18 protein-coding genes and 1 pseudogene are annotated in these 21,011 nt (G+C 33.3%); 15 read left to right on the top strand and 4 right to left on the bottom strand.

The window, feature by feature from the left end:
* Positions 1–316: 316 nt before the first annotated feature.
* Positions 317–625: a nucleotide pyrophosphohydrolase gene (locus tag BM121_RS07865; protein ID WP_091483023.1), complete on the bottom strand. Its 309-nt coding sequence runs from the start codon at positions 623–625 to the stop codon at positions 317–319.
* Complete coding sequence (locus BM121_RS07860; RefSeq protein WP_091483021.1) at positions 622–2,268, bottom strand: DUF2075 domain-containing protein; 1,647 nt, start codon at positions 2,266–2,268, stop codon at positions 622–624. The genes BM121_RS07865 and BM121_RS07860 overlap by 4 nt, the downstream gene beginning before the upstream one ends.
* A gap of 485 nt (positions 2,269–2,753) precedes the next feature.
* Here BM121_RS07860 and BM121_RS22275 point away from each other — a divergent pair, with 485 nt between their 5' ends.
* The 6 genes from BM121_RS22275 to BM121_RS07830 all read left to right on the top strand — a co-directional run bounded on the left by BM121_RS22275 (position 2,754) and on the right by BM121_RS07830 (position 11,761).
* Positions 2,754–3,425, top strand: a complete 672-nt coding sequence (locus tag BM121_RS22275; protein ID WP_217649309.1) for an excalibur calcium-binding domain-containing protein — start codon at positions 2,754–2,756, stop codon at positions 3,423–3,425.
* A 45-nt stretch (positions 3,426–3,470) separates the two neighbouring features.
* Positions 3,471–4,244: a hypothetical protein gene (locus BM121_RS07850; RefSeq protein ID WP_091483019.1), complete on the top strand. Its 774-nt coding sequence runs from the start codon at positions 3,471–3,473 to the stop codon at positions 4,242–4,244.
* 121 nt (positions 4,245–4,365) lie between these two features.
* The gene (locus BM121_RS07845; RefSeq protein WP_091483017.1) at positions 4,366–5,811 is read left to right on the top strand and encodes an SIR2 family protein; all 1,446 of its coding nucleotides are present in this window, start codon (positions 4,366–4,368) and stop codon (positions 5,809–5,811) included.
* A 30-nt stretch (positions 5,812–5,841) separates the two neighbouring features.
* Entirely contained in the window at positions 5,842–6,450 is a 609-nt protein-coding gene (locus tag BM121_RS07840) for a TIR domain-containing protein (protein ID WP_091483015.1), read from the top strand.
* A gap of 550 nt (positions 6,451–7,000) precedes the next feature.
* On the top strand, positions 7,001–8,368 hold the full coding sequence (locus BM121_RS07835) for an SIR2 family protein (protein ID WP_091483013.1): 1,368 nt from the start codon (positions 7,001–7,003) through the stop codon (positions 8,366–8,368).
* Between the two features lie 246 nt (positions 8,369–8,614).
* The gene (locus BM121_RS07830) at positions 8,615–11,761 is read left to right on the top strand and encodes a DEAD/DEAH box helicase (RefSeq protein WP_091483011.1); all 3,147 of its coding nucleotides are present in this window, start codon (positions 8,615–8,617) and stop codon (positions 11,759–11,761) included.
* Positions 11,762–11,824: 63 nt separating this feature from the next.
* Here the strand turns inward: BM121_RS07830 and BM121_RS07825 are convergent, their stop codons facing one another.
* On the bottom strand, positions 11,825–12,232 hold the full coding sequence (locus BM121_RS07825) for a (deoxy)nucleoside triphosphate pyrophosphohydrolase (protein ID WP_091483009.1): 408 nt from the start codon (positions 12,230–12,232) through the stop codon (positions 11,825–11,827).
* A 139-nt stretch (positions 12,233–12,371) separates the two neighbouring features.
* On the opposite strand from BM121_RS07825, the gene BM121_RS22010 reads away from it, so the two are divergent.
* Together BM121_RS22010 and BM121_RS07820 are read left to right on the top strand one after the other, a co-directional pair.
* Positions 12,372–12,518 (top strand): hypothetical protein, encoded by a 147-nt coding sequence (locus BM121_RS22010; protein ID WP_175495365.1) that lies wholly within the window; start codon positions 12,372–12,374, stop codon positions 12,516–12,518.
* A gap of 785 nt (positions 12,519–13,303) precedes the next feature.
* Positions 13,304–13,621: an SMI1/KNR4 family protein gene (locus BM121_RS07820; RefSeq protein ID WP_245780764.1), complete on the top strand. Its 318-nt coding sequence runs from the start codon at positions 13,304–13,306 to the stop codon at positions 13,619–13,621.
* A 174-nt stretch (positions 13,622–13,795) separates the two neighbouring features.
* Here BM121_RS07820 and BM121_RS07815 read toward each other — a convergent pair whose 3' ends face one another.
* Positions 13,796–14,395 carry a TetR/AcrR family transcriptional regulator gene (locus tag BM121_RS07815; protein ID WP_091483007.1) on the bottom strand — a complete coding sequence of 200 codons (600 nt, stop codon included), beginning with the start codon at positions 14,393–14,395 and terminating at the stop codon, positions 13,796–13,798.
* A 132-nt stretch (positions 14,396–14,527) separates the two neighbouring features.
* Here BM121_RS07815 and BM121_RS07810 point away from each other — a divergent pair, with 132 nt between their 5' ends.
* From BM121_RS07810 to BM121_RS07785, 7 genes and pseudogenes are all read left to right on the top strand, one after another.
* Positions 14,528–15,073: a hypothetical protein gene (locus BM121_RS07810; RefSeq protein WP_091483005.1), complete on the top strand. Its 546-nt coding sequence runs from the start codon at positions 14,528–14,530 to the stop codon at positions 15,071–15,073.
* A 1-nt stretch (position 15,074) separates the two neighbouring features.
* The gene (locus BM121_RS07805) at positions 15,075–15,707 is read left to right on the top strand and encodes a GNAT family N-acetyltransferase (protein ID WP_091483003.1); all 633 of its coding nucleotides are present in this window, start codon (positions 15,075–15,077) and stop codon (positions 15,705–15,707) included.
* 20 nt (positions 15,708–15,727) lie between these two features.
* A pseudogene (locus BM121_RS22530) lies at positions 15,728–15,853 on the top strand (hypothetical protein); the annotation flags it as partial.
* Positions 15,854–16,104: 251 nt separating this feature from the next.
* Complete coding sequence (locus BM121_RS07800) at positions 16,105–16,821, top strand: ferredoxin reductase domain-containing protein (RefSeq protein ID WP_091483001.1); 717 nt, start codon at positions 16,105–16,107, stop codon at positions 16,819–16,821.
* Between the two features lie 405 nt (positions 16,822–17,226).
* Complete coding sequence (locus tag BM121_RS07795) at positions 17,227–18,426, top strand: DUF819 family protein (RefSeq protein WP_245780763.1); 1,200 nt, start codon at positions 17,227–17,229, stop codon at positions 18,424–18,426.
* A 329-nt stretch (positions 18,427–18,755) separates the two neighbouring features.
* Complete coding sequence (locus BM121_RS07790; protein ID WP_091482999.1) at positions 18,756–19,574, top strand: MerR family transcriptional regulator; 819 nt, start codon at positions 18,756–18,758, stop codon at positions 19,572–19,574.
* Positions 19,575–19,674: 100 nt separating this feature from the next.
* The gene (locus BM121_RS07785; protein WP_091482997.1) at positions 19,675–20,874 is read left to right on the top strand and encodes an MFS transporter; all 1,200 of its coding nucleotides are present in this window, start codon (positions 19,675–19,677) and stop codon (positions 20,872–20,874) included.
* Positions 20,875–21,011 lie beyond the last annotated feature (137 nt).

Below are 21,011 nucleotides of genomic sequence, written 5' to 3'. Positions count from 1 at the left end.
GCATAACATATATGGAAAATAGCTACAAGGAAATGATAAAATGAACCAATGTTCTTAATTATTTTTGTAGGATTTAGATTAATTTTCAGACTTAGTAGAGAAATGGAAATATGAGCGCCTGTTAGATAATAAGTTCATTATTTGGGAGGGAGCCAATATTTGGACAGAACAAAACATGGTTTGATTTCGAGCTATTTTTATCGAGAACACTGATGTTTACGATGATAGTTTTGATAGCAAGTTGTATTTAGGTGCTGGTCACTTGTCGAATTATATAAGTGACCAGCATCATTTATCTAACCTTTTCAGTACTTGTTTAACTTTGTTCAACAGGGTATTTTTTTGCATTTTTTTCTAGCTTTTCTCGTATAAGCTGCTTTGTATCTAAACCCAAATCAGATGTTATCATAAGGCAATAAATCATGACGTCAGCAATCTCTTCCTTAATATTTTCCATATTTGTTTCAACTGCAGCGTGACTAGATTTCCATTGAAAATCCTCCAATAGTTCCGCCGCTTCAATTGAGAGGGAAATAGCAAGATCCTTAGGATTATGGAATTGTCTCCAGTCTCGATCATCTCTAAATTTGTTAATTTCCTTAATTAATTCTTCGATTTCGCTCATGTATTTTCATCCCCTTGTAGAGAAAGTAGCTTACTTCGTAGCTTCGGATCGGTAGCATAAATATACAGGCCCTTAATACCACGTTTTAATAAAATATTAATAGAGTTAAGGATAATGTCCTCTTTTGCTTGCTCATTTTCTTCATAGCTTAAATCTTTTCTTGTTCGAAAAGCTTCAGTGTCTTTATATTTGGAAGTGTCGATTAATAATTGTTCATTCGTATCATCATAACTGATGGAAGGACCAAGAATAACGCCTACATAATTTAAATCAAAGCCTTGTACAGTATATATAGAACCAACCTCTCTAATAGTGTCAGCTTCTTCTGCCCATGTTTTATTGTTTTTAGTAATATTCCATGGCATATTTAGCCCATCTTCATCAACGTAATATAAACTACCATCTTTTTTATGAATATAGTCAAAGGTAGAAACAATTCTAGATAGCCCATACTTTTTATTATTGTTAATTATAGCATCCTTCAAGTTATCGCTATTTTCAAATATTTTTAGCTCAAATTTTTCATTTTTAAGTTGTGGAATGGGGGTTAATTTTTTTTCAACAAATCGATCTATCCATTTGGGTATTTCTGGACTGGCATCAATTCTAAATTGATCTTCTAATGAAAAAGTTGTTGTAGAATAATTTTTCGTTATTTGCTGTAACAAGTCTTTATTCCAGTAGCTTTTTATTTTCAAAACTTGTTTTGGATCAAAGATGACGATGGTTACTTTGCTTCGTTTGATTATTTCCTCAAGATGATTTTGATAGCGAAAATTATTATAAGCGTCTTCTTTACTCAATAATAAATGCGCTTCATCTACTAAAACGATATCAGCCTTTTCAGATGCTTTGTCCATTTTATTTATAAAACTAGTAGGTTTCATAAAACTTTTCTTTTTTAGATTAGGTAAACTACTAGCTATAGTTTGATAAGTTTTAATCATTTCCCCATGATTAACTAATAAATAATTTTCTGTGTTTGCTAATGAAGTGCTATTATCATTGGCATAGTCTTGGATTGTGTTAAATAAAGAGCTTAATACCACGCTTTTTCCAGTCCCGGCATCACCTTCTATCAAAAATACATGGTTATGATTTTTACTAATGTTTTGTTTACAGTATTCAAGAATATTGTTTTTAATTTCTAATTGCTTCTCTGAAAGCTCTTTATATGGTGATAACTTAAATAAATCTTTGTTTGCTAATGTTTCAATTTTCTCATCGACAATGTTTTCTTGACGAAGCTTTTCCCAAACTTCGTTAAAAAGTTCCTGATTATAATAATCTTTACGGAAATAATTATGGATTTGTTTTTCACTTGTTTGACTGACATTTTGTAGCCTATATCGATTATCTGCAATAAAATAATTGATCAGGTTTGTTTCAATATTATATGTAGCAGATTGATTAAACTCTTCATGACCAATGAGAATAGTCTCGGCTAAAACTTTACGTTGTGGGTTTTTAAAGTGATTTGTCATACGTCGCTTTGCTTGAACTGTCTGCCCAATATATGCTGTTGGTCGCTTTTTCTTATTATATAAAATATAAACAATTGGATAATTATTCAAATAAATTGAATCAATACTAGATAACTCATCATGATTAAAACTTCTTTTTTCATAAATAATTGATGTCATAATCGGATACCCCTAATAACAAAATCTATTTATAGTATATCACAATAAGTCATTGATCACAGGTCAATAGGATTAATGTGTATAAACATAATTGGTGATGCCTGTTATCACCTGCATAGTTTATATTTTATGGAATTTATCTAAATTAATATGTTTAGATTATCTTGTTAAAAGTTAGGAAGAGAGTTGTAGGTCTGTTTCTGATTTTTATTGTTACTAAGTACAGTGCGTTGGGGAAATAACCTGCTATTAGAAAAAGACGGGAGAATCAACGGTGCGACATGACTGGCTGAATTAGAATTATTCTTTGAATCAAATACTAGCTTGGTTAACGGTAATATAACTACATTTTTTCAGTTCCGTCATTATCAATAATGTCTTATTATCTAAACCAAAACAGAATTTTGACAAATTATGTCGAATTCATAGTCTTGTTATACTATATACTATATAATAGGTTGAAAACATACTTTTAGGAGGCATATATGATTTTTTTTATAGGATTTTTATTATTCATAGCGGCATTTATTTATCTAATAGTACATTTTATTAAGAAATCAAAGGATAAAGAAAGAGTATTATCTAAAAAAGTATTCTATTCTATGCTTATCGGAGGTTTTATTCTATTCATAGTTGGTTCATTTGTTGAAGATGAAAGTACACTTGCACAGCTTGAAGATGTGAAATCAAAAAATGAAAAGTTAGTTACTGAAAATAATAATTTAACAGATACAAATAGTTCATTAACTGATGAAGTAGAGAAGCTAAAAGAAGAAAATGCAGAGCTACAAACTGAACTAGATAATACTCAAAAAAAATTATCAAAAGTTAATGAAAATTCCTCTAATTACGAATCTAATATCGAAGAATTAAATAATAAAGTTGAACAATTGACTGCTACAATAAACGAAAAGGATTCAGAAATCGAGTCTTTACAATCAGAAAATGCAGAATTACAAAACACTATTTCAACTACCAAAGTTCAAGATTCAAGTACAAATTCTAGTAGTTCTGGAGAGAGTAATAATAGTTCTATTAATGTTGAGTATGATAATTGCACACATGCAAGAAACGCCGGTGCTGCTCCAGTTTATGAAGGAGATCCCGGATATGGAAGGCATTTAGACAGAGATGGTGATGGAGTTGGTTGTGAGTAGATTTAGAGGGTACTAAAACACTAGGTAAATTATAAGGAGGAAAAAATGGGCGGATTTTTAAGTCAATATATCTCGCAGAATTGGATGGATATGATAGTAAGCTTGTTTATAGGAATAATCGCTACTTTGATTTTTGTTCAAAAGAATCCAAATAGTTCTGTTCAAAATAATACAGATATTAGGGAAGTTAGAGGTTATATTAAAAAAATCATTATTATAAAAGAACCTAGTATTCAAAGGAAAGAAAATGATAATTCAGTTATATTTCTAATATTAATATTAGGAGCAATTGCTTCATTTTTTTTTATAAAATATTACTCTGTCATTTTAGATGTTTATGCATCAGTTATAGTAGTAATACTAACTTCAACATTAGGAATTGCAATTAAACTCTATAGAAATAATCAGTATGATAAACTCAATCGTTTCTGGACATTAATATTATTTGCTATTAATGCATTTAATTTATGGAATTTATCTATAATGAGCAAATTGGATTTGACTAATGTAGATGTAACATCTTTTAGTGCAATGATTGAAAGTATAGGGATTTCTGGACTAACTGACTATTTTTACAGAACGTTAGGATTTTTTACTGCTATGTTACCTAATATAGTAAGTATATTATTATTAGTACATATTATCGCTGTAAATAAACTTTTAATCAAGAACAATAGATTTTCTATCTGGATTGTTAGACATACTATTATATTTACAAAGCCGCTATTTTTATTAACTATGACTTTTTTAGTAGTAGTCATATCTCTTCTATTCACTTCTGGAATTGCCTATGAGTTTATTGGAAGTCTTAATAGTTAATAAATTATATCACTGCCCGAAAATTGTTGATTTAAATGATGGAGATCGAGGATAGGTCATACGTAAATATCTATCGTGGAATTCATATATTACTTCTTATAATTAGAGAGGGTGTTGAAAATTGGAATATAATCCGAGTATTCAGGAGTTTTTAAGAACCTATGTAAAGGCAATTCAAGACTCAAATGCAGCGATATTTGCTGGAGCAGGTCTCTCACGTCCGGCTGGTTATGTGGATTGGAAGGAATTGTTAAGAGAAGTCGCTCAAGATTTACAGTTGGATATTGATCAGGAGTCAGATTTAATAGCCCTAGCCCAATACCATGTTAATGAGTTTAGTGGACGAGGTAAAATAAACCAAATCTTGATTGAAGAATTCACTAGAAGTGTAAGTACATCTCATAATCATAAAATCTTATCGCACCTTCCCATAAGTACGTATTGGACAACAAATTACGACCAGTTAATTGAAACAAATTTGGAGGCAGTAGGTAAGAAGGTTGACAAAAAAATAACATCTGAGACTATGACTTATTCAGTACCGGGTAGTGATGTGACAGTTTATAAAATGCATGGAGACAGTACATTACCTCATGATGCAGTTTTAACCAAAGATGATTATGAAGGTTATGATCAAAAAAGGCAAATATATAGCACAGCACTACGAGGGGATTTAGTTTCTAAAACATTTTTATTTATAGGTTTTAGTTTTGATGATCCTAATTTATCTCAAATTTTGAGTAGGATTAGAATACTATTGAATGAAAACAAAAGAACACATTATTGCTTTATGAAAAAAGTAAAGGCGAATGACTTTAATGGTAATGACGATGAATTCCGTTATGCGGAAATTAAACAAAATTTAAAAATTAAAGATCTAATGAGATACGGTATTAAGGTTCTATTAATTGATGATTATCCTGAAATAACAGAAATTCTTCAGCATATAGCTTCACTGATTATAAGAAAAAACATATTTGTTTCAGGAAGTGCCAGTGATTATGGCGATTGGGGTGAGGAGAAGTCTTTCGAGTTTAGTACTTCATTAAGTAAGGCCCTCATTAAAAATAATAATAATATTGTTTCAGGATTTGGCTTGGGAATCGGAAGTTGTATCATTTCGGGTGCATTGGAAGAGCTCTATTCCAGTCAAAATAATAAGGTAGAACAAAGGCTCAAGTGTAGACCGTTTCCACAGAATACAACAGGAGGACTTTCCATAAAGGATTTGTGGACTAAATATCGCAATGATATGATTTCTAATATTGGTATTTCTGTATTTATATTTGGCAACAAGATAGATACTGAAACTAAAGACGTAATTGATGCTAATGGTATGGTAGAAGAATTTGATATTTCTATTGAAAAGGGAGCAATACCTATCCCAGTAGGAGCAACTGGTTTCACTTCAAAAATTTTATGGCAGAGAGTTATGGATGATTTTGGTCCCCTTGTTGGAATTGAAGATTTAAAACCCTTGTACTCTGATTTGGGTGATGAGAGTAAAAATTCTGAAGAACTAATAGAAACGGTAGTAAAAATCATTAACCTGTTGGCGAAGCATTAAAGAAAAAATAAATTTGGGGGAGGAATTTTAATGGCACATAAAACATTCATATCCTATAAATATTCTGAGACTAAGGATTTAAGAGATGAAATAGTGAAAGCACTAGGGGATGATGCCAAATATTATCAAGGGGAAACTAGTGAATCACCAGATTTGTCAGATAAAACAACTGATTATATTAAAGAAAAGTTAAAAGATATGATCTATTCTACCTCTGTTACTATCGTTGTAATCTCTCCAAATATGAAATTAAGTAATTGGATTGATTGGGAAATCGAATATTCACTTAAACAAATAAAGCGGGGTGATCGTACATCTGGAACAAATGGAGTTCTAGGAGTAGTCATGAAATATAATGGCGATTATTCTTGGTTAAGACCTTCAGTTGAAAATTCTGATGGACATACTGCTATACTTACGAATGATGATTATCTCTATGAGATTATTCACAAAAATAGATTCAACCAGGAACCTCCTGAATATACATGTGATGTATGTAAAAACGTAGATGCATTAACAGGTTCGTATATTTCTTTGATTAATGAAGAGAATTTCCTTGAAAATCCAAATAAATATATTGATAACGCATATGATAAAAGTAAAAATACAAGTAACTATAAATTAACCAGAAAAAAATAAAGAGATGATTATAAATTTATTAAGAAGACCGTGGAAATTCAAATACAATTACAGCTCTAAGGGGCGTGTGCCGAGAGTCCATGGAATAAAACTGGACTATCTTTCACCTACATTCCGATAATAAAAATAGAGCTTTTCTATTATTTGAGTTTAATTCTAATGTTATTGATATAAGAGGACCTTTTCCACTCTTAGACACTGAAGAAGTATTAGATGATATGGAGAATCGACTTGATAGGTTCACTGATAAAGAGATTCAAGAGCTCTATGGGTTAACCCAAAGGAACTAGAATGGCTCACTATTTTGAGGATTTAATATTTAGAGAAGATGATGTGTAACTTTGCTATTCAAATTTATAACAGAAGTAAGTATTCAATTTGAAAAATTTACGAAGAAATATTTTATGATAAAGGATGCAAGTTAGTTTTAAAAAAGGCATAACAACTCACATTCGTATTTTTGTTCTCTTAAAGCCTGGTAATCTCCTCGAAATGATGTGTAAAATTTGCTTAGTAAGATTCAAAAAGATATTTGAGGAGGCATAATAAATTGGATGCGGTTATTTCTAAAGAAATAGTTTATGAAAGACTTTTTAATTCATTTAACTATGGTAACTTGGGTATGTTTATTGGTGCTGGCTTTTCTAAAGCTGTGATAGGCGATGACTCTCCCCAAGCATTAGGATGGTTCGATTTAATAAAAGAAGTTAGTGAAAAATTTGGAATTGAATTCCCTTCTAATGAAGAATTAATAGGTGTTTCTTTTCCAGAGTTAGCAACAATAATTTGCAAGAGATTAGCATTGAAAGGTTGTAATGATTATGAAGAAGCTAAAGGGCTATTTAAAAAAGAAATTTGCAATTTAACAAATTGGCTGCCAAGTGAACAAAAGACAGCAGAGTATAGAGAGATTTTTGATATCCTTAATCCTGCATGGATTGTAACTACAAATTATGATTTAGTACTAGAAACTATTCTAACAGGTAAGTGTAAGAGTCTTAGTCCAATGAATTATTTATCTGCCCCTAAAAATATAATTCCTATTTATCATCTTCACGGTACTCGATTAGATTATGAATCAATTATAGTTACTCAAGATGATTATATAACCCTATTCAGACCGAATGAATATAGACAGTCTAAGCTAGCCATGACGATAAGAGAGTCAACAACGCTAATATTAGGATCTGCGTTGGGGGATATGAATGTTCTGACATCAGTCGATTGGTCTAAAAATATATATACTGAGAAAAATGAATATCCTTATGAAATTGTACAAGTATTATGGACATCTGATCCTCAGGAAGATGCATACAGAGATGAAAACGGAAATATAATTCTAGAAATAAGTGATATGGAACTTTTTCTAAATGATTTAACAAAATATATAATTAATAGGCAGAAAGAATATGATCAGGAGCTAAAACAATTATTTGCAACTAAAGCGAGACTAGAAGAAGAAAATGAAGAACTTGTACAGTCTTTCATTGAAAACGAAAGTGTTAGGTTAGAACTACTTGATTTGTTGTCAAAGTTCGAACATAGTATGATTTCACCCTATATACAATTTCTTACAGTTTGTATTGATAAAGTTTGGGATATGACGAATAACTATGGTGCATTTGAAATGTACGATAAGTATTTAAATATAATCATGGATATTTTAGTTCAATATGAGTACCCAAAGATGGCTCCAAGATTATTTCAATTAACTGTAAATTCATTAAGTAGAGTTTTGAATTATGTTAGTAATAGAAATGAAAGAGTTAAAGGGAATAGCTACTCGGCCACTAAAACATGGCATAATAGAAAATATGAAATACCGGATGATATGTTAATTCAAATTTATCATTATTCAAAGCAAAAAGATCTTATTAATTTGGAAACAATGATAGAAGATTTAGTACATGAAAAGTAATCTAAAATATACTTAAACCTTATTTAGATTAATTAAGGAGAACCGTATCACAATATGTGCTTAAAAAAGTTAAAGCTTACAGTATAAGCTAAGTATCTAATGAAAAACGGGAAAATCAACCTACAAACTAACGAAAAAATGTAATTAAATCGCACATCGACTATCCATCCTACACCTGCTAAAATAATACGTAATACAATAATATGGAAGAAAAAAACATCATAGTCTGAGAATAGAGGTGCAAGCGTGCTCCGCCCAGGATTATACGAAAAAATCGTAAACAAAGAACTAAAAGAAGCGTTATCCATGCTAGAAGACGATCAATATGATATTAGCAAAGAGAATTTAGATGCAGAAGAAGCCAGCAAAAAATTGGCTAGCTATATTACAGATGTAACTCGACGAGCATTAACCATGCTGCGTGAAAAAACCCAAAAGGACAAATCACTACTCTATCAAATAAAAGTTTGTAATAAAATTATTCGTTATCTAAGTAAAACATTAGACGAAGAAACTTTAGCATCGCTTCAAATTCAGGAAGAAGGAGAAGTTCTTACATCTTTGTACGAAAGGTTTAATACGGCGAACAGTTTGCATCCCACAGACGAACCTATTCGACCACTTACTTCTTTATCTGAAACATCCTTATTTACCGGTTCGAAAAGTGAGCCAAACATGGTCAATGAATTGAAAAAGGAAATTGTAAGCTCGGACAAGATTCAAATGCTAGTCTCGTTTATTAAGTGGAGTGGGCTACGAATCATTTTTGACGAATTAAAACAATTCACCGATCGTGGCGGAGAGCTTCACATTATTTCAACATCTTATATGGGTGCGACGGACTATAAAGCAATCAATGAATTGAGTAAATTACATAATACGACGATCAAGCTATCTTACAATGTTAAGGTGACTCGTCTTCATGCGAAAGCGTATATTTTTAAGCGCGATACGAATTTTAGCACAGCCTATATCGGTTCATCCAATTTATCCAATCCTGCGTTAACTTCTGGATTGGAGTGGAATCTAAAGATCACGGAGAAGGAATCATTTGATGTGATGAAGAAAGTCGATGCTACGTTTGATTCTTACTGGAATGATGAAGAGTTTATTTTATTTGATCCAAACAAACAAGAGGATCATGAGGTGTTAAAAGAATCATTACAGCCTTATCGAGCAGAAGAAAGTCATTTTGCCACCTTTGATATTCGACCTTTTCCTTATCAGCAAGAAGTACTAGACAAATTGCAGGCAGAACGTGAAGTACATCATCATCATAAAAATTTAATTGTTGCCGCTACTGGTGTCGGGAAAACAGTAATTTCCGCTTTTGATTATAAACGCTTCTTAGAAAAGAATGGACGTCCTGCTAGACTCTTGTTTGTTGCGCATCGAAAAGAGATACTAAAGCAAGCATTGGAAACCTTTCGCCATATTCTAAAAGATTTCAATTTTGGTGAATTACTATTTGGTGGAGTTCGACCTCAATCGATTGATCACCTTTTCATTACAATCGACAGTCTGAACAGTAAAGAATTATTCGAACATACTTCTAGTGATTTCTATGATTATATTGTTGTCGATGAATTTCATCATGCCGCAGCAGCTTCCTACCAAAAACTATTAGATTACTATTCTACAAAAGTACTGTTAGGGTTGACGGCTACGCCTGAACGAATGGATGGTAAAAGTGTGATCAACTATTTCGATGGACGAATTGCTGCTGAAATACGCCTTATGGAAGCAATTGATCGAAAATTACTCAGTCCGTTTCAATATTTTGGTGTTACGGATACGGTTGATTTATCTAAAGTGAAATTTACGCGAAAAGGCTATGATCTCAAAGAATTAGAAAATGTTTATACCCATAATACCAAACGTGTTCAGCAAATTATTCATAGTGTGAACAAATATGTAACAGACATCGATACTGTAAAAGGGTTAGGTTTTTGTGTCAGTGTAGAGCATGCTAAGTATATGGCAAAGCAATTTAATGATCACGGCATTCCAAGTCTGGCATTGGACGGAAACACGCATCACGAGATACGCGATAACGCTAAGAATTTACTGGAAAAAGGGGACATCACTTTCATCTTTGTAGTGGACCTTTACAATGAAGGGGTCGATATTCCTCAGGTAAATACGATCTTATTTTTGCGCCCTACGGAGAGTTTAACGGTATTTTTGCAGCAACTAGGTCGAGGGCTTCGCCTGCATGATGATAAAGAATGTTTAACGGTACTTGATTTCATTGGACAAGCACATAAAGAATATAAGTTTGAAGATAAATTTCGAGCATTAATTGGACGCTCTCGTCATGCGATTAAACATTACGTAGAAAATGGATTCTCTACTTTACCACGGGGAAGTTTTATCCAATTAGAGAAGCAAGCAAAAGACTATGTGCTTAGAAATATTAAGACGATTAAGAATTCGAAGCAAAAAATCTTGATGAAACTGGAGAACTTTACCCATCACACAAGTCAGAAGTTAACGCTCGTCAATTTTTTGGAATTTTATCAACTGACAGCTTATGATTTTTATGGGCGGAGTGGAGATCGTTCCTTTTATCGTCTGTTAGTAGAAGCCGGACTATATGATGACTTCCATTATGATAGGGAGAAAGATATAACGAAACGTCTTCCATATTTATTACACATTAATTCAGAGCACTTGTTAAGCTTTTATTTACGGTATTTAGAGGGTGGGGAAGTACGTAATCAAGAAGAGCAATTCATGCTCAATATGTTATATTACACTATTTACCGTAAAAGTCCTGAAAAATTGGAAGTTGCTTCGATTGCAGAAGGTTTACATGAGGTATTAAGAAGCAGTGAGATGAAGAAAGAGATCCAAGCTATCTTCAAGTATAATTACCGTCATTTAGAACTAGTGGAAAAATCACATGATCTACCATTCACTACGCCATTGCGTGTTCATTCTAGTTATTCCACCGATCAGGTTTTGGCTGCGTTAGGTTATTATAATGAGCAGTGGCGTCCTGAGTTTCGAGAAGGTGCCATCCATTTGAAAGATAAAAAGGCAGATGTCTTTTTCATCACGTTAAATAAATCGGATAAAGATTTTTCGCCTTCTACGATGTATGATGATTATGCCATGAATGAGTGGTTATTTCATTGGCAATCGCAAAGCAGAACATCAGTTACCTCTGAAACCGCTAAGCGCTATATTCATCATCGCGAGCGCAATCATCAAATCTTGTTGTTTGTGCGAGAATATCGACAAGAAAACGGATATGCGGCCCCTTTTACTTTCTTAGGAACTGCTGAATATGTAAGGCATTCTGGAAGTAAACCGGTTAGTTTTGTTTGGAAGCTTCATGAAAAAATGCCAGCAAAGCTTATTGTTCAGGCTAATAAGCATATTTTATAAATGACGACTTGATTAGTGGTATTGGATTCATATAATCGCTGTAATAAAAAGGTCTTCCTCGTGCTATGAGGAAGACCTTTTAGCTTCCATGATTTTTTCTACAGCAGGAATGTCTGCTGGTGCCCACACGATCGAATCTAAATGTTCTTTGGCAAGCCATAGTAATTTAGCATGTTCGTTTGCTTTAGGTGTACCTTCAATAATGGTAGCTCTAATGACGTGTAAATGGATAATAAAAGTGTCATATTCATGTGTATGTTCACAAATGATCTCATGGGTTGCTATTTTACAATCTAGTTCTTCTGATATTTCTCTTTGTAATGCAACATGAGCAGACTCACCTTTTTTAACTTTACCCCCAGGGAACTCCCATTTGTTCGGGAGGCTCATATGGTGGGAACGTAAAGCACAGAGAATTTCGTGGTTATCATTTTCAATACAGGCTGCAGCTACTTCAATTGTTTTCTTCATTAGGATCCTCCAATGAGAATGTGAATAATTAATTCATGTAATAGAATGAATGTTCGATTTGATTGTGTTATATTAAAAATTGGATAATGTTCTTTTAGGGTAAGGTCGGCTAATCCCCTGATGAGAGGGGGTGATGCTTATGAGTATGTATGAAAGTTTTATGGAGGCCTTCACGATGAAGGTCATGCAGGCGTTGCCACAGGACGTGGCGAATTTAGCCTGCGATTCCTTAATTTCTTGGTACCTTCTTGATTGCATTACTCGCATTGATCATTTCGATGATTAATAGAAAATAGACCTCCCTATTTGCCCAACAAGTAACTAGGAGAGGTCTATCACACTTGATAGCCGATCCCACTGGGGGAACCGCTTATCCATAACCCGTAGTGACTGCTACGGGTTATATTATATGCATTTATTACAATTATTATAACATATGGAGCAGAAAATGTCATAAAGTTAGAGTAGTATTAAATATAGACATTAAAGTCAGCAATCTTTTTCATATAAATTTTTTTCGGTTTCTTGCTTTTTACGATACTTAATAAAGCTACTTAACAATAAAAACGTTAAGAGAACTAGAAGTACTGAATACTTGTAGTATGGGTCAGTAAGATAGGTCACTAATAAAATTCCCACTGTTAAAGAATGCTAACTTTATTATCCAAAACCGCTTAATATGGACTCCTCCCTTTATTTATATAAATTAGTGATAGTAAATTTCATAAACAGAATGAAGGTTATGAGTAAGAAACAGAGGGACGGTTCTCTTGCCTCACACATTTTTTTAATGTGAAACGAAGGAACCCTCCCTCTACTTCTTTGGTATTGGTACTTTCTTGATTGCACTGCTCGCATTGTACGTCTCCTTGATCAATAGAAAATAGATCCCCCTATTAACCGACAAAGTGAGTAGGATAGGTCTATCCAATCATTGGTTAGTTGATCCTCTAGGAGAAGCGCTTATCCATAACCCGTAGTGTCCGCAATGAAAATTGCTGACTTTGTTGGGGGATGTGAAACTGAATCAGTATTGAAGAAAAGTTAGGGTGGAAATTTACAGGTTTATATTTGGATTTTTTAAGGGTTTTTGGAGCGCAAGAGGTTCACGGTATTATTAGTGCTGATTTTGAGAACTCTTCAGTTCCAGATGCAATTTGGTATACTTTAACAGAACGAAAAGAAATAAGCCTTCTAAATAACCTCTTGATTATTTATGATACTGGTAGTGCTGAAATTTTTTGCTTAGACTTTAGTCAACTTGATCATAAAAGAGAACCTAAAGTAGTTTCTTATATACGGGGAGTGGAGTCAAAGAACCAAACTTTTGAAACCATTGCAAACGACTTTGGTGAATTTCTATTAGACTTGGTTAATCAAGAGATATAGAATTTAATGAGGAACCTTAAATATATTTAATAATACAAATAGCAAAGGAGAGGCCGTGAAAAAACCTCTCCATTTTATTTTTACCTACAAATCACTTCGTTGAATCATACCCCTAATACGTAAAGATCAAGAAAGATACGAAATGCAATTGCATTTAGACAATGCTATTCAACATTATGAAGATGGAGAACCAGATAATTTACAAGATGATAGTCCGTAAAAAAATAATTGTAGTAGTTGTGAGGTTTCCTCTTCTTTATTTTGATTCGTATGATCATTGATATGATGTGCAATTTCGTGAAAGAATAACTGAAAATGTGTAAGCAGAACACGATCAGATAAATGCTTTGAGATATATCCTTCCATTTTACCGGTATCAACAAGTTTTTGAAAAAAGACTTCAAGCTTCTCCTCCACACTAACAAGAAAGGAATGAACAGGTGATCGATCCTTTATTTTGTTAATACGATTAAGAAACTGAATGTTATCCGCTTCCATTGTTATTATTTCTTTTATTTTGACTTCGAATGATTGATCAGATGTAAGAATTGTCTCATATTCGTAAATTTTCGAATCGATCCAATCATTTAGCATAGACTTAAAAAGGTTATCTTTCGTGCCAAAATAGTTATAAATCGTAGCTGGAGATACGTTAGCTCTAGTGGCGATCTCCTGAACATTTATCTTATTAAATCCATATTCAGCAACTAAATCAAATGAAGCAGAGAAGATCTGCTTTATTTTTTTTTTAGTTCTTTCTTCAAAACCATTCATTTATTTCACCTCATTTATTAGTTTAGCTTCAATTTTATAGATTATCAATATTTTACTACAAAAATATTGTGTAATATGTATTATAGTTTTATACTATAAATGTATAAATACTACAAAATAGGAGGGGGATAAATGAAGGAAGTGTATATTCCGGCTTTTTTTCATGAAGTATTTGGAGAGAAACAAAAAGTTATTCATATCGTGACAATTTTTCTTTTTGGGGCCATACTGTCATCAGCGTTATTTTATATGTACTCAGATTGGTTTGAGGCGTTAGCCTGGTGGAGATTGGTATTGGTGTTTCTTTTAGTTTTTGATGTTTTTTCTGGCTGTATTGCCAATTTTACGGAATCAACCAATCAATTTTACGCAAATAGTAAAATAAAAAGAATTGTTTTCATCAGTATTCATGTTCACTTATTAATCATTGCTGCTTTACTACAGCTATCATTGGTTTTGGTTGTATTTGTTTGGCTATATACCATTGTTTGTGCGTTTATTATTCAAGCAATACAGAGTCATCAGCAAAAATTTGTAGCTGGTTTGCTGTTAGCGGCTGGTGTAGCTTGGATACCGATGCTGGATATGCATCCGTTTATGTTGATTGTGAGTTTGCTCTTTATGATGAAAGTCTTGTTTAGCTTTAGTGTTGATCATTATAGAAGTAGGTTATCGTAGCATGAAGACCGAATATAAGATACAACGATTAAGTAGATGCGATAAAGGAAAATTTGTAGAACTAATGTCAAAAGCATTTGAAGAAGACCCACTGTTTCATTATTTGTTTAAAGAGGATGAATACGATCAACCAAACAAACAACGCGTTGTTTCATTTCTATCCTTTTTATTTGATAAAAGTGACTATTTGCTGGAAGAGGTTTGGGGGATTTATAATCAAAATCAGCTTATGGGTGCATATGTGATGGAAGTGCCTACTGTCAATAAAGTAAAAAAAGCATATGGGAGCTTTAAATTATTGGGTAGAGGGATTCAACTAATGAGCCGTCTATCAATAAAAACAATAATCAAATTGAATCGTTATATGAAGATATCGAGAAATCATGCCCCCAAGCAGCGATTACACTATCTCATTATGATTGGTGTATCCCCTTCTGCGCAAGGAAGCGGTGTAGGTAAGTTATTACTTCAACATATGATAAAGCATGCACAAGAAGATTCTCATTATACTGGAATGGTATTAGATACTGAAAATAGAATAAATATAAACTTTTACCGTAAATTTGGTTTCGATTTATATAACCAGTCTAAATTGGGGGATGTCTACATTTATACGATGGTAAGGGAAAAGTAGCTTAGAGACCACACGATACGTTTTTAAAAGAAACTTTTTCAAATGTGGATGTTGCCAAGAATTTTGTTCAGCATTATTTGTCACCCGATATTGTTAACCTCATAGATGTATTTTCCACTTGGATCAAAAAAAGACTTCCATGCTAACATAGAATATTTAGAAGGTACTTATATGGCAAGGAGGTGAGATGGTAATGAGCTTATCGGATTAGACCTAGGGAAACGCCTAATTGGATTGATTTTAGAAAAACAGTAGGAGCCGATATTACAGCCAATGAGATGTTATTAGTAGATTTAATGCAGATAAATCTGAAATAATCAATCCGTTTAATTGAGAATTATTATCACTTATTGTATAGTAGAGTAACAATACTATAATGGAATAAGGAGAATATACCATGCAAATATACTGGACTAAAATTAATAAGATCATAGAAGAAACGCCTGAGGTTAAAACTTATCTGCTCGACTGTCCGGAAGACTATACATGGGAAGAAGGTTCCCACATTCATTTAGCACTGGAAGGTTTTAATGCCGGAGATAAACCGAATCGTAGCTTGATTCGTCACATGTCAATCTCCACCTTACCGCACGAAAATTCAATCGGTATCACAACACGTATCAGAGAGCAGTGTTCTGAATTTAAATCGATTTTAAGAAATATGGAAATCGGCCATGAAGTGGCAATATTTAAAACACATTCGAATGTACCACTTAAAAGAGAAGATAAAAATGTTTACTTGTTATCATCTGGTGTAGGTCTAGCAACATTTCGACCGCTTGTACTTGATTATTTCGACCGTGCTGATAATGTCAATCATATTCATTCCCTGAACATCGATTCATCCAAGGATTTCTTATTCACCAATATTTTTGAATCCGTACCTGACAAGAAGTTCACATCACAGTTCGTTGATAACCGTAAAGAGTACTATAATGAAGTGAAAAATCTTGCTACAGATAAGGCTGGTCTTTTCTATGTTGTCGGTAGCGACGAATTCCTTGTTGAGAACATTGAAGTACTTCGTGAGCAGGGCATCAAGCCGGAACAGATCATGCTCGACAAGCATGAACATGTACTGCCTGAGTTTTTGTCAATTCAATCGTCCATTTAAGCAAGCAAAATCTTTTCTTAGTAAAAACTAGATAGATGTTCCATTAACGGCGCACTTATTAAACAAGAAAGTTATCTTTGTAGAAGTCTATAAGTCTAATTCCTCAGTTAAAAACAGGAGGGATTAGGCTTTTTCACTATCCGTAGTCTTTAGAGTTACATTGTTGGTACATGCATTTAGAGAAGTGTAATGATCGAAATACTCCATTTGTTAAATGTTTAGGTAGCCATTGCTTATAGATGGAATCTGTATCGAGAGATCCCTATTTTAATGCTTTGGCGTTGAATGGTAGACTTTACAATATTTTTCGTTTGAATTTTTGCTGAAAAGTGATAGAATTCATCAAGTGTTTACTATCCAATTATCTGAAAATTTTCAAAAAAACAACAAGGAGTGTTTTTCATCATGAGCAAGGATATGGTGTTAATTCAAGATCCTATGGCGATTTTCGCTTATTTAAGCGCAATTGTCGGGATTGTATTTATGTTATCAACTATTGATAATAGATTTCTACGTACATTTTTTCGATATGCTCCACCTTTAATCTGGATGTACTTTTTACCAATGCTTTCTACGACGTTTGGTATTATTCCGCAAAGTTCGGATTTATATAGTTTTCTCAGTACGTATATCCTTCCGGCAGGTTTGTTATTATTAATGATTAGTACCAATGTTCCGGCCACGTTTAAGCTTGGTGGTAAAGCTGTTGTACTATTTTTGGCAGGGACATTCGGTGTTGTTATTGGTGGACCGATTGCGTTCGCACTCTTCCAAGGGATGCTGCCAGAGGAAGCTTGGCGTGGAGTCGGTGCGCTTGCTGGAAGCTGGATTGGTGGATCAGCCAATATGGGTGCCATGATTGAAGCATTTCATACACCTGATGATATATTAAGTCCGGTTATTTTGACAGATACATTAGTAGGAATTAGCTGGATGGGTGTCATGATCGCCTTAGCCAATTTCCAAGATAAGTTTAATAGATGGAATGGTGCTGATAATTCTACTATTAAGCAGGTTAATGCAGATATTGCAACAGATATAGAAAAAAATATTAAACCATTACAACTTCCACAGCTATTTGGAATTTTAGGAGTTGGAGTGGCAGGCTCTTATATTATTCGTGTCTTCGCAGATATGGACTTTATTCCGAAAAGTGATGTGATGAATACTTCCACTTGGACGTTTATTTTAATTACTGCTGTTGGAATTGCTCTTTCCTTTACAAAAGTAAGAAACCTAGAATACTACGGTGCTAGTAAAATAGGTTATTTAGGCATATACTTATTTTTAACTGGTATTGGTGCACAAGCGAATTTAGCAGACGTTGTGCAGGCACCTCAGTTTATCCTAATGGGAGCTGTTTGGTTAGCCATTCATATTATTTGTATCTTTATTGCTGCAAGATTATTAAAAGCACCGTTGTTTTTCGTGGCTGTGGGATCTCAAGGTAATATAGGTGGAACAAGTTCTGCACCGATTGTTGCATCGGTATTCCAGCCGGCATTAGCACCTGTTGGACTATTGATGGGTATTTTAGGTAACATTGTCGGAACCTATGCAGCTTTACTGTGTGGACAACTAGCACGGATGATTGCAGGGGGATAGGCTACATGTCACTGGTTCACCGAATGATCGGTTAGCTTCTAAATGAATGATCGAAAACCGTTTTGCAGAAGTTGGTCATAACACACAAATTAATAAATGCAGAAAAGCCCCAAACAGTTAGTATAGCTGATTAGGGGCTTTTTTTTGGTTGCTAGGTATAATGCATTAATAATGGTTCTATTATATGGGGGAAGGTTTTTATTGTTTGTATTTCATGACCTCCAAAAGAAAACTCATATAGGATAATGATTGTCTTTTAAATTTGGCGACTTGAATAGTAAAATTGGTTATCATAGTCTTAATAAAGATAATAGAGAAAGGAAATCACAATGAAAAATTTATTTTCAATAGGAGAAATGGCGAAACTTCATAACACTACTATGAAAACACTAAGGTATTATGACCAGATTGGATTACTGGAACCTATTCAAATTGATGTAAATAACGGGTATAGATACTATTCAACTGAACAATTTGAGCAATTAAATACTATTCAATATTTAAAAGGGCTAGGTTTTTCTTTAAAGGATATAAAAAGCCATTTAGATCATAGAGATATAGATGATTTCGTGAATTTATTAGAAACACAAAAGCATCTAACAGAGAAAAAAATCAAAGATTTAGAACGGGTTAACCGCAAATTTGAGAATCGAATAAAGGATATAAAATTGGCTCAAGGAATAGGGGAATTGGGAGTCATACGAATAGTCGAAATGGAAGAGCGGAACGTCATAAGGTTAATTGAAAATATCGGTTCAGAACCAGAGATGGAAATTTCTTTGAGACAATTAGAGAATCTAGCAAATATGAATTCCTCTATATTTATTGGTGGTGTCGGATTTACGGTTAGGATCAATAATATTAAAGATAAAAAATTCGATGAATATAACTCAATTTTCATCATCATCGAAGAAGAAGATATAGATAGCCCTTTAGTTACAACTTTTCCAAAAGGAAAATACGCATCTATTTATTATAAGGGAGACCATACTGGCTCAGCTCCATATTATAAGAAATTACTTAATTACATCGAAGCGAACGGTTATCAAATAGCAGGAGATGCTATAGAGAGAACCATCATTGACCATTATATCTCAAAAAATAAAGAAGATTATCTTACAGAAATACAAATTCCCATTAACTATTGACCTTCCCCTTACAGGAAGGTTTATTATTTGTGTTGCTAATTGAAAAGGAGACTTCTTTTTAGGATTACAACAAAATAATTAAATAGAGGTGTGAGAAAGTATGACTCATGTAAATAATAAGATGTGGTCACTGTCGTTCATTTTTATAGTGATTTCCAATGCTTTAGTTTTTATGATTTTTGAAATGTTATTACCTACGCTTCCTTTATTTGTAACAGCTATAGGAGGAGAAGCAAGCCAAGTTGGCTTAGTAACAGGTGTTTTTATGTTATCAGCTATTTTCATTCGTCCATTTGCGGGGATTCTTGCAACGAAATTTGATAAAAAACTGCTTTTAATTTTAGGTACATTAATCATAGCCCTATCTACAGGAGCCTATTACTTATCTACTAATATCACCATGTTATTACTTGTTCGTCTGATTCATGGAGCTGGATTTGGGTTAGCAACTACTTACTTTACTACAGTTGCAGCCGAAATCATTCCTAGTGATCGACGAGGTGAGGGGATTGGTTATTTTGGGGCTGGGGAAACGATAGCCATCTCTGTAGGTCCAATGATTGGAATGATGACGTTAGAATTATATGACTTCCAACGATTATTCTTTGGAGGAATGGCAATTATGTTTCTAGCTGTTATTATGGCAGCTTTTATAAAGAGAGGATCTAATAGCAAAGAGTTAGATAAAAGAGAAAATATAAAATTTAAACTATGGGAAAAAAAAGTGCTGTTTCCTGCAATGCTCATATTTTTAATTGGTATTGCAGCAGGGGGAATTATGTCTTTCTTTTCTTTGTATGCGATAGAAAAGGATTTTGATAAAGTAGGTTTGTTTTTCTTATTAATCGCAGCAGCTAGTCTTGTCATTCGACTAGTATCAGGAAAGCTATTCGATATATACGGACCTTCGGTAATTCTTATACCTGGATCTATTCTATCTATTATAGGTTTGGTTCTACTTTATGTAGCAGCTAGTGACAGCACCTTCTTCATAGCAGCTATCTTTTATGGGTTTGGATTTGGTTCTATCTTCCCAGCTATTCAAACATGGTGTATGAACTTGGTAGACGAACATGAGCATGAAAGTGCAATGGCTTCCTTCTTTAACTTCTTTGATTTAGGTATCGGGGGTGGTTCCTTTATATTAGGATTAATGGCTACTGTTAGCTCTTATCAAGCAGTATATGGTGTAACAACCATTGTATATGGTATATTTCTCCTGATCTATGTTGTTTCTATTGCTATAAAAGGGCAATCAGAGAAGAATAGTGGGAAGAGTGACCAAGTAAGCAGCTTTTAACAGCTGACTACTAAAAAAATTCCCGTCAGTTAAAATTAGCTGCTCAAGTAAAGCAAATCTCGTTAGTCGCATTACATTTGGTTCATTATGCCCTTTAAAAAATATTTTAAAAAAGACGACTCTTTATTTAAAGAATG

Origin of the sequence: Gracilibacillus orientalis, from assembly GCF_900114645.1 — a bacterium.
GTDB lineage: Bacteria > Bacillota > Bacilli > Bacillales > Amphibacillaceae > Gracilibacillus > Gracilibacillus orientalis.
Note: the sequence above shows the minus strand (reverse complement) of the source record. Positions and strands in the feature narration are given on the sequence as shown.

What these genes read in the sequence shown, in the direction of transcription:
- BM121_RS07865 (WP_091483023.1), bottom strand. Translation starts at nt 625, where the DNA reads ATGAGCGAAATCGAAGAATTAATTAAGGAAATTAACAAATTTAGAGAT.
- BM121_RS07860 (WP_091483021.1), bottom strand. Translation starts at nt 2,268, where the DNA reads ATGACATCAATTATTTATGAAAAAAGAAGTTTTAATCATGATGAGTTA.
- BM121_RS22275 (WP_217649309.1), top strand. Translation starts at nt 2,754, where the DNA reads ATGATTTTTTTTATAGGATTTTTATTATTCATAGCGGCATTTATTTAT.
- BM121_RS07850 (WP_091483019.1), top strand. Translation starts at nt 3,471, where the DNA reads ATGGGCGGATTTTTAAGTCAATATATCTCGCAGAATTGGATGGATATG.
- BM121_RS07840 (WP_091483015.1), top strand. Translation starts at nt 5,842, where the DNA reads ATGGCACATAAAACATTCATATCCTATAAATATTCTGAGACTAAGGAT.
- BM121_RS07825 (WP_091483009.1), bottom strand. Translation starts at nt 12,232, where the DNA reads ATGAAGAAAACAATTGAAGTAGCTGCAGCCTGTATTGAAAATGATAAC.
- BM121_RS22010 (WP_175495365.1), top strand. Translation starts at nt 12,372, where the DNA reads ATGAGTATGTATGAAAGTTTTATGGAGGCCTTCACGATGAAGGTCATG.
- BM121_RS07815 (WP_091483007.1), bottom strand. Translation starts at nt 14,395, where the DNA reads ATGAATGGTTTTGAAGAAAGAACTAAAAAAAAAATAAAGCAGATCTTC.
- BM121_RS07810 (WP_091483005.1), top strand. Translation starts at nt 14,528, where the DNA reads ATGAAGGAAGTGTATATTCCGGCTTTTTTTCATGAAGTATTTGGAGAG.
- BM121_RS07805 (WP_091483003.1), top strand. Translation starts at nt 15,075, where the DNA reads ATGAAGACCGAATATAAGATACAACGATTAAGTAGATGCGATAAAGGA.
- BM121_RS07800 (WP_091483001.1), top strand. Translation starts at nt 16,105, where the DNA reads ATGCAAATATACTGGACTAAAATTAATAAGATCATAGAAGAAACGCCT.
- BM121_RS07795 (WP_245780763.1), top strand. Translation starts at nt 17,227, where the DNA reads ATGAGCAAGGATATGGTGTTAATTCAAGATCCTATGGCGATTTTCGCT.
- BM121_RS07790 (WP_091482999.1), top strand. Translation starts at nt 18,756, where the DNA reads ATGAAAAATTTATTTTCAATAGGAGAAATGGCGAAACTTCATAACACT.
- BM121_RS07785 (WP_091482997.1), top strand. Translation starts at nt 19,675, where the DNA reads ATGACTCATGTAAATAATAAGATGTGGTCACTGTCGTTCATTTTTATA.